General features: G+C 76.0%; 1 protein-coding gene (cut by both window edges). It reads left to right on the forward strand.

All 15,938 nt of this window come from inside a single coding sequence — locus tag OG254_RS44470, type I polyketide synthase (RefSeq protein WP_405593431.1), on the forward strand. Of the gene's 38,484 coding nucleotides, 20,839 precede the window and 1,707 follow it; the stretch shown corresponds to coding positions 20,840–36,777, spanning codon 6,947 (partial) through codon 12,259 (complete); the first complete codon in view begins at position 3. Both the start codon and the stop codon lie outside the window.

A 15,938-nucleotide genomic window follows, 5' to 3' on the forward strand; every position in this document is an offset into this window, starting at 1 on the left:
CGACCTACGGGCGGGACCGGGACCCGGAGCGGCCGGTGTGGCTCGGCTCGGTGAAGTCCAACATCGGGCACGCCCAGTCCGCCGCCGGTGTCGCCGGCATCATGAAGATGGTGCTGGCGCTGCGGCACGGCGTCCTGCCGCCCACGCTGCACGTCGACACGCCGTCCCGGCACATCGACTGGTCGTCCGGTGTGCTGCGGCTGCTCGACGAGGAGCGGCAGTGGCCCGCGAACGGGCGTCCCCGCCGGTGCGCCGTGTCCTCCTTCGGCATCAGCGGCACCAATGCGCACGCGGTACTGGAAGAGGCGCCGGCTCAGGAGCCCGAGCCCGCGCCCGAGTTGACCACAACGGCCCCGGTGACCGGCGCGCTGCCCTGGGTGCTGTCCGCCCGCGCCCGCGGCGCCCTGCGCGACCAGGCCACCGCGCTCGCCGCGCAGGTCACGGCACGACCCGCCGACGACCCGGCCGACACCGGCCACGCCCTCCTCACCACCCGCTCGCTCCTCGACCACCGTGCCGTCGCCCTCGGCGCCGACCCCGCCGAACTCGCCGCCGCACTGGGCGCGTTCGCCGGGCAGGAGCCCGCCGCGCCCGTCGTGCACGGCGAGGCCGACGTCGACGGCCGTACCGTGTTCGTCTTCCCCGGCCAGGGCACCCAGTGGGACGGCATGGGCGCGCGCCTGCTCGACCTGTCGCCGGTGTTCGCCGAGCGCATCGCCTCCTGCGCGCTCGCCCTCGACCCGTTCGTCGACTGGTCGCTGACCGCCGTACTCCGCCAGGAACCCGGCGCGCCCGGACTCGACCGCGTGGACGTCGTCCAGCCCGTCACCTGGGCCGTGATGGTGTCCCTGGCCGCAGTGTGGGAGGCGTACGGCGTCCGCGCCGACGCCGTGATCGGCCACTCGCAGGGTGAGATCGCCGCGGCCGTCGTCGCGGGGGCGCTCTCCCTGGAGGACGGCGCCCGGGTCGTGGCGCTGCGCAGCCAGGCCATCGGCCGCACCCTCGCGGGACGCGGCGGCATGATGTCGGTGCCGCTCCCCGTCGCCGAGGCCACCGCCCGCATGGAGCCGTGGGAGGACCGGCTGACCGTCGCCGCGGTCAACGGGCCCGGCGCGGTCGTGGTCTGCGGTGACCCCGAGGCGCTGGACGCCCTGCACGACGCGCTCACCGCCGACGGGGTACGGGCCCGCAAGATCCCCGTGGACTACGCCTCGCACTCCGCGCACGTGACCGACCTGCACGACGAACTCCTCGACGTGCTCGCCCCCGTGACCCCGCGCGAGCCGCGCATCCCGATGCTGTCCACGGTGACGGGGGAGTGGCTCGGCGACCCGGCCGCGGACGGCGGCGGCACGGATGCCGCGTACTGGTACCGCAACCTGCGGCAGACCGTCCGCTTCGGGCCAGCCGTGGAACGGCTCCTCGGCACTCAGCACCGGGCGTTCATCGAGATCAGCGCCCATCCCGTGCTCACCCTCGGGATCCAGGGCTCCGTCGACGAGGCGGGCGTCGCCGCGTACGTCGGCGGCACGCTGCGGCGCGGCGAGGACGACGCGCGACGCGTACTGGCCTCGCTCGCCGAGGCGTTCGTGCGGGGTGTGCACGTCGACTGGAGCGCCGCGTACGGCGGCGGCGCCCGGCGCCGGGTGGACCTGCCCACCTACCGCTTCCAGCACCAGCGGCTCTGGGTGCCGCCCGTGACCCCCGGCACGGGCCCGGACGCGGCCGGCACGGAGGACGCCGCCTTCTGGGACGCCGTGGAGGAGTCCGACCTGCCGGGGCTCGCCCGCGACCTCGACGTCACCGAGGACGCGCTGGCCGCGGTACTGCCCGGCCTCACCGCCTGGCGCAGGCGCCGCAGCGAGCAGTCCACGCTGGACGACTGGCGGTACAAGGTGCGTTGGGTGCCGCTGCCCGTGCCCACCGGTGCGGCCGGCGGGCGGTGGCTCGTCGTCACTGCCGACGGCCACGACGGTCCGGATGTCGCGGAGGTGCTCTCCGCGCACGGCGCAGAGCCGGTGCGGCTCGTGCTCGACGACACCCACCTCGACCGCGAGGCCCTCGCCGCGCTGCTGCGGGACGCGGGCCACGGGGAGTCCGACGGCGATACGACCCCCATCGCCGGCATCGTCTCCCTGCTCGCCGAAGCCGAACAGGACTGCCCCGGCCATCCGGGCGCCGCCCTCGGCACCGCCCTCAACGTCGTCCTCGTCCAGGCCCTCGGCGACCTCGAAGCCGACTGCCCGCTGTGGCTGCTGACGCGTGGCGCCGCCGCCACCGGGCGCGCCGACCGGGTCACCCGGCCCGTGCAGGCGCAGTCGACGGGCATCGGCTGGACCACGGCACTGGAACACCCCCGCTTCTGGGGCGGCACCGTCGATCTGCCCGACACCCTCGACGAGCGGGCCGCACGCAGGCTCGCCGCGCTCCTGGCGGGCGGCGCGCACACGGCCGAGGACCAACTAGCGCTGCGTGCCTCCGGGGTGTTCGCCCGCCGCGTCGTCCGCATGGCCCAGCAGGATGGGCAACGGCCCGGCAGCGCCCTGAAGGGGCGCGGGGAACTGCGCGACCAGCCACGACGGCGCAGCAGTTCAATGACGACACATGGCGCCCCAGCGGCGGAGCCGCAAATCGACACAGCCGGCGAAGAGCTCACCGTCGGCTGGACCCCGCGCGGTACCGTCCTCGTCACCGGCGGCACCGGCACCCTGGGCCCGCACGTGGCCCGCTGGCTGTCCGCGCAAGGCGCCGAGCGGATCGTACTGGTCAGCAGGCGCGGCCCAGAGGCACCCGGCGCGCCCGAACTCGTCGCCGAACTCGCCGAGTCGGGCACCGAGGTCACCGTCGCCGCCTGCGACATCACCGACCGCGCCGCCCTCGCCGCACTCCTGGAGCGGCTGCGCGCCGACGGGCACACCCTGCGCACGGTGATCCACGCCGCCGCCGTCATCGAGCTGCACACCCTCGCCGACACCGACCTCGCCGCCGTCTCCCGCGTCCTGCACGCCAAGGTCGACGGCGCCCGCAACCTCGACGCACTGCTCGGCGACGACGACCTCGACGCGTTCGTGCTGTTCTCCTCCGTCGCCGGATTGTGGGGCAGCGGCCAGCACGCCGCGTACGTCGCGGGCAACGCCCACCTCGGCGCGATCGCCGCCGAGCGCCGGGCCCGGGGTCTGAAGGCGACCTCCGTGCACTGGGGCATCTGGGCCAACGAACTCGGCGTCGGCCGGGTCGCCCCCGACCAAGTGCGCCGCACGGGCCTGGTGTTCATGAACGCCGACCTCGCGCTCGCCGGAATGCGCCGAGCCCTGGACGACGACGAGGCGGTCCTCGCCGTCGCCGACGTCGACTGGGACCGCTACTACCCCGTTTTCACGTCCGTCCGCGAGACCCGGCTGTTCGACGATGTGCCCGAGACCCGGCGGGCCGTCGAGACCGCCGAGCGGCAACAGGCGTCCGCCGACGGCGAGTTCGAGGCCCGGCTGGCCGCGCTGCCCGCCGCCGAACGCGACCGGCTGCTGCTGGACACCGTGCGCGGGCAGGCCGCCGCCGTCCTCGGCCTCGCCGGACCCGACGACCTGTCCGAGCGCCGGGCGTTCCGCGATGCCGGCTTCGACTCGATCACCGCCGTCGACCTGCGCAACCGCATCGCCTCGGCCACCGGGCTCACCCTGCCCGCCACCCTCGTCTTCGACCACCCCACGCCCGCCGCGCTCGCCGCGTTCCTGCGGACCCTCCTCGACGACACCGGCACCGCGGCAGCCGGACCCGCCGCGCCCGTCGCCGTCACCGCCGACGAACCGATCGCCATCGTCGGCATGAGCTGCCGCTACCCCGGCGGCGTCGACTCGCCCGAGGCCCTGTGGGACCTCGTCATGTCCGGCACCGACGCCATCAGCGGCTTCCCCGCCGACCGCGGCTGGCCCGTCGACGCGCTGTACGACCCCGACCCCGACAGCCCCGGCCGCACCTACGCCGTCCAGGGCGGATTCCTGCGCGCCGCCGCCGACTTCGACCCGGTGTTCTTCGGTATCTCGCCCCGCGAGGCCCTCACCATGGACCCGCAGCAGCGCCTGCTCCTGGAGACGTCCTGGGAGGCCTTCGAGCGGGCCGGGATCGTGCCCGAGACGATCCGCGGCAGCCGTACCGGCGCCTTCGTCGGCGCCAGTTACCACGACTACCCGGCCGCCCACGGCGAGAGCGCCGACGGGCATGCCGTGACCGGCTCGCTCACCAGCGTCCTGTCCGGCCGGGTCGCCTACCTGCTCGGCCTGGAGGGACCGGCCGTCACCCTCGACACCGCCTGCTCCTCCTCACTCACCGCGCTGCACCTCGCCTGCCAGTCGCTGCGGGGCGGCGAGAGCGACCTCGCGCTCGCGGGCGGCGTCAGCCTCATGGCCACCCCGAACACCTTCATCGGCTTCAGCAGCCAGCGCGCCCTCGCTCCCGACGGCCGCTGCAAGGCGTACGGCGACGGCGCCGACGGTATGGCGCTCGCCGAGGGCGTCGGCATGGTCCTCGTCGAACGGCTCTCCGACGCCGTACGCAACGGGCACCCGGTGCTCGCCGTGGTCCGCGGCTGCGCCGTCAACCAGGACGGCGCCTCCAACGGCCTCACCGCGCCCAACGGGCCCGCCCAGCAGCGCGTCATCCGCGCCGCCCTCGCCGGGGCCCGCCTGGAGCCGGGCGACGTCGACGCCGTGGAGGGCCACGGCACCGGCACCGCCCTCGGCGACCCGATCGAGGCACAGGCGCTGCTCGCCACCTACGGCCAGGACCGCGAACACCCGTTGCTGCTCGGCTCGGTGAAGTCCAACATCGGGCACAGCCAGGCCGCGTCGGGCATCGCCGGTGTCATCAAGATGGTCACCGCGCTGCGGCAGGGGGTGCTGCCGCCGACCCTGCACGCCGACACGCCTTCCTCGCACGTCGACTGGTCCGCGGGTGAGGTGCGGCTGCTCACGGAGCCGACCGAGTGGCCGGAGACGGGACGGCCGCGGCGGGCCGCCGTGTCCTCCTTCGGGATCAGCGGGACCAACGTCCACACGGTGCTGGAACAGGCTCCGGAGCAGGCCGATGCGCCCCAGGACCTGGAACCCGTCGGCCCGCTTCCGGTCCTCCTCTCCGCCCGCACCGACGACGCCCTCCGCGCTCAGGCCACCCGCCTTCTCGCCTTCGCCGAGCAGCGGACCGACCTCCCGGCCGACCGCCTCGCCGCCGCTCTCGCCCTGCACCGCTCGGCCTTCGAGCGCCGGGCCGCAGTGGTCGCGCACGACCGGGACGAGCTGCTGCGGGGCCTGCGCGCCCTGCGCGACGGCCAGCCCGACCCCGCCGTGGTCCAGCCGGCCGCGCCCGGCGCCGGCCGCGGACGCGTCGCGTTCCTCTTCACCGGACAGGGCGGCCAGCGCCTCGGCATGGGCCGGGAACTCTACGACCGCCACCCGGTGTTCGCCGACGCTCTCGACGCCGCGCTCGCCCACCTGGACACCGGGCTCGACGTGCCGCTGAGGGACGTGATGTTCGCGCCCGAGGGCACCCCCGAGGCCGCGCTGTTGGACCACACCGGCTACACCCAGCCCGCCCTCTTCGCCTTCGAGGTCGCGCTGTACCGCCTCGTCGAGTCCTGGGGCATCGCACCCGACTACGTCGCCGGGCACTCCGTCGGCGAGATCGCCGCGGCCCACGCGGCCGGAGTGCTCGAACTGGCCGACGCCTGCGCCCTGGTGGCCGCCCGCGCCCGGCTCATGGCCCAGCTGCCCGAGGGCGGCGCGATGATGTCCGTGGCCGCGGCCGAGGACGAGGTGACCCCGCTGCTCGACGAGCGGGTCTGCGTCGCCGCCGTCAACGGCCCCGCCTCGCTGGTCCTGTCCGGCGACGAGGACGCCGTCGAGGCCGTCGCCGCCACGCTCGCCGCACGCGGCCACCGCACCCGGCGCCTGCGCGTCAGCCACGCCTTCCACTCGCCCCGCATGGACGCCGTACTCGACGCGTTCGCCGAGGCCGCCGCCGGCATCCGGCCGGCTCCCGCCGTGCGCCCGCTCGTCTCCACCCGCACCGGCGACGTCATCACCGACGACGAGCTCGCCGCTCCCGGCCACTGGGTCCGGCACCTGCGCGACACCGTGCGGTTCGCCGACGCCGTGACGGCCCTCACCGGCCGTGGTGTGCGGACGTTCCTGGAGATCGGCCCCGACGCCGTCCTCAGCGGCATGGCCCGGGCCGTCCTCGACGACGACCCCGCCACGGGCGCGTCGGCCGCCGTCGTACCGCTGCTGCGCCGCGACCGCGCCGAGATCCCGCAGCTCACCACCGCCGTCGCGGGCGCCCATGTGCACGGCGTCACCGTGGACTGGGCCGCCTTCCTCGCCGCCGCGGACGTGACCGACGATCACCTCGACCTGCCCACCTACGCCTTCCAGCGGCAGCGCTACTGGCCCGAGCCCGGCGCCGGCGCAGCGGCGGTCGCCGCCGACCCCGCCGACGCCGCCTTCTGGTCCGCCGTCGAACGCGAGGACACCACCGCCCTCGCCGCACAGCTCGGCCTCGACACGGACGCCGCCCGGTCGCTCACGCCCGCCCTCGCCGCCTGGCGCCGGCGCCGCCACGACCGGGCCCGCCTCGACGCCCTGCGCCACCACGTCGTCTGGCGGCCCGCCCAAGGCGCCACGCCAGCTCTCACCGGCACCTGGCTGGCGCTGCTGCCCGAGGGCACGGTCGACCCCGAGTGGGCCGAGGACATCCTCGCCGCGCTCGGCGCGCCAGTCGTGAGCGTCACCGTCGGTGGCGATCGCGGGCGTACGTCTGCCCAACTCCGGGACCTCGACGGTCCGTTCACCGGCGTCCTGTCCTTGCTCGCGCTCGCCGGCGAGGACGCCCCCGCGCTCACCGCCACCGCCTGTCAGGCACTCGGCGACGCCGAACTCGACGCGCCCCTGTGGTGCGTCACCCGTGGCGCCGTCTCCGTCCTCGGCGCCGGAGAGCCCGTGCGCGACCCCGCCCAGGCCGGGGTGTGGGGACTGGGCCGGGTCGTCGCCCTCGAACACCCCGGCCGCCTGGGCGGATTGGTGGACCTGCCCGACCGGGTCGACGCCGCTGCCGCACGCCGGCTGCGGGCCGTACTGGCAGGCGGCGACGCCGAGACCGCCGTACGGGACTCCGGCGTGTACGTCCGCAGGCTCGTCCGGGCCCCGCACCGCGAGACCCCGGAGACGTCGGCCCATGGCCTCGCCGACCCGGACGGCACGGTCCTCATCACGGGCGGCACCGGCGCCCTCGGCGCCCACGCCGCCCGCCGCCTCGCCCGCGAGGGCGCCGGGCACCTGCTCCTGCTCAGCCGCCGCGGCCCCGACGCGCCCGGCGCCGCCGAGCTGCGGGACGAACTGACCGCGCTGGGCGCCCGCGTCACCCTGGCCGCCTGCGACGCGGCCGACCGCGACGCGCTCGCCGCCGTCCTCGCCGACCTGCCCGCCGACGCGCCGCTCACCGCCGTACTGCACACGGCCGGGATCGTCGAGGACCGCGTCATCGACGCCCTCACCCCGGACGACTTCACGGCCGTACTGCGTGCCAAGGTCACCGCGGCGGAGAACCTCGACGCGCTCACGCGCGACCTGCCACTGACCGCGTTCGTGCTGTACTGCTCGACCGCCGGTGTCCTCGGCGCCGCCGGACAGGGCAACTACGCCGCCGCCAACGCCCGGCTCGACGCACTCGCCGCCCGCCGCCGCGCCGACGGACTGCCCGCCACCGCCATCGCCTGGGGCCCCTGGGCAGGATCTGGCATGGCGGCCGGGGAGGACATCGACCGCCGGCTGCGCCGGGCCGGACTCACCCCGCTCGACCCCGAACTCGGCGTCGACGCCCTGCTGGACGCGGTCGCCCACGGCGAGACGGCCGTCACCGTCGCCGACATCGACTGGTCACGCCTCGCCGCCCTGCAGCCCGCCTCGGCCGCACTCCTCACCGAACTCACCGCACTCGCCGGGCCCGCACCGGCCGACGATGTGTCGGCCGACTCCGGCGAGGACGACCTGCGGTCCCGACTGGCCGCGCTGGCGCCCGCCGAACGCGGCCGGACCCTGCTCGACCTGCTGCGCACCCGCATCGCCGCCGTCCTCGGCCACGCCGACCAGCGGACCGTCGAGGCCGACTGGACCTTCCGCGACCTCGGCTTCGACTCGTTGACCACCCTCGAACTGCGCAACGGCATCGCCGCCGCCACCGGCCTCACCCTGCCCGCCTCCCTGATCTACGACCACCCCACCCCGCAGCACCTGGCCGACTTCCTGCTCGGCGAACTCCTCGGGGATCTCCGGGAGTCCACGCCCGACGCCGTGGTGCCGCAGGCCCGTGGCGTCGCCGACGACCCCATCGCCGTCGTCGGCATCGGCTGCCGCTTCCCCGGCGGCGTCACCGGCCCCGACGACCTGTGGAGGCTGCTCGCCGACGGCCGCGACGCCATCGGCCCGTTCCCCGAGGACCGCGGCTGGGACCTGGCCGCGCTCGCCGACGGCGCCTCCACCACCCGCGAGGGCGGATTCCTCGACGGCGTCGCCGACTTCGACGCCGACTTCTTCGGCATCTCCCCGCGCGAGGCCCTCGCCATGGACCCGCAGCAGCGACTCCTGCTCGAAACCTCCTGGGAGGCGCTGGAACGCGCCGGTATCGACCCGACCGGCCTGCGCGCCACCCCCACCGGCGTGTTCGTCGGCACCAACGGCCAGGACTACGCCACCGTCCTGCGGCGCGGCACCTCCGACGTCCAGGGCTACGCCGCCACCGGCAACACGGCCAGCGTGCTCTCCGGCCGACTGTCCTACGTCCTCGGCCTGGAGGGGCCGGCCGTCACCGTCGACACCGCCTGCTCCGCCTCGCTCGTCGCCCTGCACTGGGCCGTGCGGGCGCTGCGCGACGGAGACTGCGGACTCGCCCTGGCCGGCGGCGTGTCGGTGATGTCGGCGCCGGACGCCTTCGTCGAGTTCAGCGCCCAGGGCGGACTCGCCTCCGACGGTCGCTGCAAGGCGTTCTCCGCCGCGGCCGACGGCACCTCCTGGTCCGAAGGCGTCGGCATGCTCGTCCTCGAACGGCTCTCCGATGCCCGCCGCCACGGACACCACGTGCTCGGCCTGATCCGTGGCTCCGCCGTCAACCAGGACGGCGCCTCCAACGGGCTCACCGCCCCCAACGGCCCCTCCCAGCAGCGCGTCATCCGCCACGCCCTCGCCGACGCCGGACTGCGGCCCGCCGACGTCCAGGCGATCGAGGCGCACGGCACCGGCACGACCCTCGGCGACCCGATCGAGGCCGAGGCGCTGCTCGCCGCCTACGGACGGGAGCGCGAACGGCCCCTGCTGCTCGGCACGGTGAAGTCCAACCTCGGCCACACCCAGGCCGCCGCCGGTGTCGCCGGCGTCATCAAGATGCTCCTCGCCATGCGCCACGGCGTCCTGCCGCGCACCCTGCACGCGGAGGAGCCCTCCCCGCACATCGGCTGGACCCCCGGCGGCCTCACCCTGCTCACCGAGCCGACCGAATGGCCCGCCGGTCACGGCCCGCTCATCGCCGGTGTCTCCGCGTTCGGCATGAGCGGCACCAACGCGCACGTCATCGTGGAACAGGCCCCCGAGGAACGGGCCGCGACGCAGCCGACCGGGGAACCCGCCGAGACACGGGCGACCGGCGCCGGCACCCGAACCGGCGCCGAGACCGAGGCCCCGTGGCCGTGGATCGTCTCCGCCCGCACCTCCGCCGCCCTCGACGCCCAGCTCGACCGGCTGCGGACCGCCGACCTGACCGGGACCGCCGCCGACGTGGCCCTCACCCTGGCCACCGCCCGCGCCGCCCTCCCGCACCGCGCGGTGCTGCTCGCCGGACCCGCCGGCACGCCCGAGGCCGCCCGAGGCCGGGCCCGTGGCAGCCGCGGCCCGCTCGCCGTCCTGTTCTCCGGACAGGGCAGCCAGCGCCTCGGCATGGGGCGGGAACTACACGCCCGCTTCCCGGTGTTCGCCGACGCCCTCGACGCCGTACTGGCCCGCCTCGACCTGGAACTCGGCCGACCGCTGCGGCCGCTGATGTGGGGCGACGACACGACCACCCTCGACCGCACCGGCACGGCCCAGCCCGCCCTGTTCGCCGTCGAGGTCGCCCTGTACCGCCTGCTGGAGTCCTGGGGTGTCACGCCCGAGTACGTCGCCGGGCACTCCGTCGGCGAGATCGCGGCCGCCCATGTCGCCGGTGTCCTGACCCTCGACGACGCCTGTGCCCTGGTCGCGGCCCGGGCCCGGCTGATGGACGCCCTGCCGCCCGGCGGCGCGATGGCCGCCGTACGCGCCCGCGAGGAGGACGTACGGCAGCTGCTCGGCGACACCGAACCCGACACCGACACCGTCGCCGTCGCTGCCGTCAACTCGCCCGACGCGGTGGTGCTGTCCGGCGAGGAGAGCGCGCTGAACGCTGTCCTCGACCGGCTCGACGCCGCGCAGGTCACCCGGCTGCGGGTCAGCCACGCCTTCCACTCGCCGCTGATGGAGCCCATGCTCGACGAGTTCCGGGCCGCGCTGAGCCGTCTCGCATTCCACCCGCCGACGCTCACCGTCGTCTCCAACCTCACCGGCCGCCCCGCCACGGACGGCGAACTCGGCAACCCCGACTACTGGGTGCGGCACGTCCGCGAGACCGTGCGGTTCGCCGACTGCGTCGCCGCGCTGCGGGACGCCGGCGTCGGCGCGATCGTCGAGGCCGGTCCGGACGCCGTGCTGTCCGGCGCCGTACGCTCCCAACTCGACGACGCCACGCCCGTCGTGCCGCTGCTGCGCCGGGACGGCGACGAGGCGACCGCCGCGCTGACCGCCCTCGCCCGGCTGCACGCCGACGGCGTCCCGGTGGACTGGGCGAACTTCTTCGCCGGAACCGGCGCCCGCCTCGTCGACCTGCCCACCTACGCCTTCCAGCACCGCCGCTACTGGCCCGAGACCGCGCCGATGGCCCAGGTCGACCCCGTGGAGGCCGAGTTCTGGCAGGCCGTCGAGGCGGCCGACCCCGCGGCGCTCGCCGCCGCCCTGGGCACCGACCTCGGCTCCGAGGCGACGGCCGCTCTGGCGACCTGGCGGCGTGGGCGCCGGGCGCGGGCGGCCACGGACGAACTCCTCTACCGGGCCGAGTGGGTGCCGGTCCCGCTGCCCGACGCGTCCGACGGCAGCGGACACTGGCTGCTGCTGACCGGGGACGGGGACGAGGCATGGGCCGATGCCGCTGTCGCGGTCCTGGGAGCCGACCGGATGCGGCGGGCCGACCTGGGGGCGCCCGCCGATGACGCCGCCGAGGCGGTCGGCGTGCTGGCCCTGCCCGGCGCGGTGCGCGCCCACGGCCCGGACGGGCTGCTGCTCCGGCTGGAGCGGGCGGGCATCACGGCACGGCTGTGGTGCGTCACCCACCAGGGCGTCAGGATCGGCCCCGTCGACCCCGCTCCGGACCTGGAGTCCGCCGCGGCCTGGGGTGCCGGACGCGTCGCCGCCCTGGAGAGCGGCCAGCGGTGGGGCGGACTGCTCGACCTGGACACCGCCCCCGACGAGCGGCTCGGCGCCCTCCTCGCCCTGGCGTCCGCCGAACGCGAACTGGCCCTGCGCGCCGACGGTGTGCGGGCTCGCCGTATCGTCCGCGCCCGCGCCGACGCCGGCGGTGCCGACTGGACGCCGCGCGGCACCGTGCTCGTCGTCGGCTCCGGCCCCATGGGCAGGGCCGTCGCCCGCCGGGCCGCCCTCGGGGGCGCCGACCGCGTCCTGCTCGTCGGCCGCGCGCCCGCCCCCGACACCGCCGACCGCGTCCTCGCCGGCACCGAAGCGGCGGCCCCGCTCACGGTCCACACCTGCGACATCGCCGACCGCACCGCCCTGACCGCGCTGCTCGACGGCCCGGACGCCGCCGCGCTCACCGCCGTCGTGCATGCCGAGGAACCCCCGGGGACCACCCTCGACGATGCCCGCGCCGGAGAACTCGGTCGCGACAAGGGGCCGAACGCCCCCGCCGTCGCGCCTGCCCAGCAGCCCTCGGAGACCACTCTCGACGACGCCCTCGCCGGCGTACTCGCCCTCGACGACCTCCTCGCCGACCGCGACCTGGACGCCTTCGTGCTGTTCGGCTCCGTCGCCGCCACCTGGGGTGCCCGTGGCCGGGCCGCGCAGGCCCGTGTCGGCGCCGCCCTGGAGGCCCTGGCCGAACGTGCCCGGGAGCAGGGCCGGGCCGCCGTGGCCATCGCCTGGAACGCCTGGGCCGGCACCGTCGAACCGTCCCTCGCCGGGCACTTGAGGCTCAGCGGGATTCCGGCCCTCGACCCGGACACCGCACTCGCCGCCCTCGACCGGGCCGTCGGGCTCGGCCTGCCCGCCGTCACCGTCGCCGGTGTCGACTGGACGACGTTCGCGCCCGCGCACACCGCGAGCGGCGCCTCGACCGCCCTGTTCGCCGCCCTGCCCGAGGCCCGCGACGCGCTGTCCGCCGCGACCGGCACCGAGCCCGGCGACGACCCGGCCGCGCACCTGCGCGAAGAGCTCCGCGCCCTTCCCGGGACGGAACGCGCCGACCGACTCCTGCGTCTCGTGCGGGAGAAGAGCGCCCTCGTCCTCGGGCACGGCCACGGCACGGCGGCAGCCGACGCCATCGAAGCCGACCGCCCCTTCCGTGACCTCGGCTTCGACTCGCTGGCCGCCGTCGATCTGCGCGACCAGCTGGCCCGCGCCACCGGTCTGACGGTGCCCGCCACGGCCGTGTTCGACCACCCCACCCCGGACGAACTCGCCCGCCACCTGCTCACCGAACTCCTCGGCACCACCGGTCAGTCGGCGGTCGAGGAGACGACCGTCCCCGCCGGGGCGAGCGACGACCCGATCGTCATCGTCGGCATGAGCTGCCGCTACCCCGGCGGCGTACGGTCCCCGCAGGACCTGTGGGACCTCGTCGTCGCCGGGGTCGACGCCACCGGCGACATGCCGCTCGACCGCGGCTGGGACTTCGACCGGCTGCTGTCCGGGGGCCCCGGCGGCAGTGTCACCCGGCGCGGCGGATTCCTCGCCGACGCCGCCGACTTCGACCCCGGCTTCTTCGGTATCTCGCCCAACGAGGCCCTCGTGATGGACCCGCAGCAGCGGCTCGTCCTGGAGGCCGCCTGGGAGGCGCTGGAGCGGGCGGGCATCGACCCGACGGGGCTGCGCGGCGGCGACGCGGGCGTGTTCGTGGGCGGTACCAGCGGCGACTACCGGCTCCCGGACGACCTCGGCCGCTGGGAGACCGCGCAGTCCGGCGCCCTGCTCTCCGGCCGCGTCGCCTACGCCCTGGGGCTGCAGGGCCCCACGGTCTCCGTCGACACGGCCTGTTCCTCCTCGCTGGTGGCGCTGCACCTCGCCGTGCAGGCGCTGCGTGCGGGGGAGTGCACCGTGGCGCTGGCCGGCGGTGTGACCGTGATGTCGACGCCGGTCGGCTTCGTCGAGTTCACCGCGCAGGGAGCGCTGTCCGCCGACGGCCGCTGCAAGGCCTTCTCCGCCGCCGCGGACGGCACCGGCTGGGCCGAGGGCGTCGGCATGCTGGTGGTGGAACGGCTGTCGGACGCCGAGCGGCTCGGGCACCCCGTGCTCGCCGTCGTCCGCGGTACGGCCATCAACCAGGACGGCGCCTCCAACGGCCTCACCGCACCCAACGGGCCCGCACAGCAGCGCGTCATCCGCCGGGCCCTGGCGGGCGCCGGACTGACCCCGGCCGATGTCGACGCCGTCGAGGCGCACGGCACCGGCACCAGCCTCGGCGACCCGATCGAGGCACAGGCCCTGCTCGCCACCTACGGCCAGGACCGCGAACACCCGCTGCTGCTCGGCTCGGTGAAGTCCAACATCGGACACACCCAGGCCGCGTCCGGTGTCGCCGGCGTGATCAAGATGGTGCAGGCCATGCACAGCGGTCTGCTGCCGCGCACCCTGCACGCCGACACACCCTCCCCGTACATCGACTGGGCCTCCGGCGCCGTACGGCTGCTGACCGAGGCGACCGACTGGCCGCAGACCGGCCGGCCGCGCCGCGCGGGCGTGTCCTCCTTCGGCGCGAGCGGCACCAACGCCCACGTCGTCCTGGAGCAGGCACCCGTGGTGCCGAGTGACGAGCCCACGCGGGACGTACGGCACCCGCTGCCCGTCGTGCTCTCCGCCCGCACCCCCGCCGCCCTGCGCGACCAGGCCCGCCGACTGCTCGACCGGGTCACCGCCGAACCGCGCCCGGCCGTGGCCGACCTGGTGTACACGCTGGCCACCGGCCGCGCCCTGTTCGAGCACCGTGCCGCGCTCACCGTCACCGGCCACTACGGCCTCACCGCGGGCCTCGCGGCCCTCGCCGACCCGACCGGCACCGCCGACGCCCCCGGCGTCCTGCGCGCGGACGCACCCCGCCCCGGCCGGGTCGCCTTCCTCTTCCCCGGCCAGGGCAGCCAGCGCCTCGGCATGGGCCGGGAGCTGTACGACACCCACCCGGCCTTCCGTGCCGCGCTGGACGAGGTGCTCGGCCACTTCGACCCGGCCGTGCGAGGCGTGATGTGGGGCGAGGACGAGGCCGCCCTCGACCACACCGGCACGGCGCAGCCCGCGCTGTTCGCCGTCGAGGTCGCGCTGTTCCGGCTCCTGGAGCACTGGGGGATCACCCCGGACTACGTCGTCGGCCACTCCGTCGGCGAGATCGCCGCCGCCCACGTCGCGGGCGCGCTCACGCTCGCCGACGCCTGCCGGCTCGTCGCCGCCCGGGCCCGGCTGATGGGCCGGCTGCCCGAGGGCGGCGCCATGAGCGCGGTGCAGGCCACCGAGGACGAGGTCCGTCCGCTGCTCACCGACCGGGTGTCACTGGCGGCCGTCAACGGGCCCGACGCGGTGGTCGTCTCCGGCGACGAGGACGAAGTGCTGCGCATCGCTGGGCACTTCGCCGACCTGGGCCGCCGCACCGGCCGCCTGCGCGTCAGCCACGCCTTCCACTCCCCGCACATGGAACCGATGCTGGCCGACTTCCGCGCGGAGCTCACCGGCCTCACCGTCACGGCGCCCGCCGTCCCGGTCGTCTCCAACGTGACCGGACGCCTCGCCGGTGCCGACGACGGCTTCGGCTCGCCCGAGTACTGGGTGCGGCATGTGCGCGAGGCGGTCCGGTTCGCCGACGGCGTCGAGGCTCTGAGCGAACGTCAGGTGTCGGTGCTCGTGGAGGTCGGACCGGGCGGCGTGCTGCTCGGCATGGCCGGATCCGGTCAGGCCGCGTCCGCGCTCGCCGTGCCCATGCTGCGCCGGGACCACGCGGAGGCCGAGTCGGTGGCCACGGCCGTGGCACGGTTGCGGCTCGCCGGGCTCGGCGTGGACTGGGACGCGTACTTCGCCGGCACGGGCGCGCGCCGCGTCGATGTGCCGACGTACCCCTTCCAGCACGAGCGGTTCTGGCCCGAGCACACCGCCCGCAGGGCCGCGCAGGGCGGGGACGGCGACTTCTGGACGGCCGTCGAGAAGGAGGACTTCGCCGAGCTCGGCGCCCGCCTCGACGTCGATGACGACGCCCTGGCCAAGGTGCTGCCCGCGCTGCTCGACTGGCGGCGCGGCCGGGACACCGAGACCCGGATGGACGGCTGGCGCTACCGCGTGGCGTGGCAGCCGCTGTCCGGCCTCCCGGCCCGCCGCGCCACCGGCACCTGGCTCGCGGTGCTGCCCGCGTCCGGCGCCGACGACGCCTGGACCGACGCGGTCCTGGACGGGCTTGGTACGAGCGTCGTGCGGATGCGCGCCGAGAGCACGGAGCGGGCCGAACTCGCCGCTCGTGTACGGACGTTCGGCAGCGGATTCGACGGCGTGCTGTCGCTGCTCGCACTCGACGACCGCACGGACGACGACGCGGCGCCGGCGGGAACCGTCGGCACGGCCGCCCTCGTC

Source organism: Streptomyces sp. NBC_01092 (assembly GCF_045039535.1).
Taxonomy (GTDB): Bacteria; Actinomycetota; Actinomycetes; order Streptomycetales; family Streptomycetaceae; genus Streptomyces.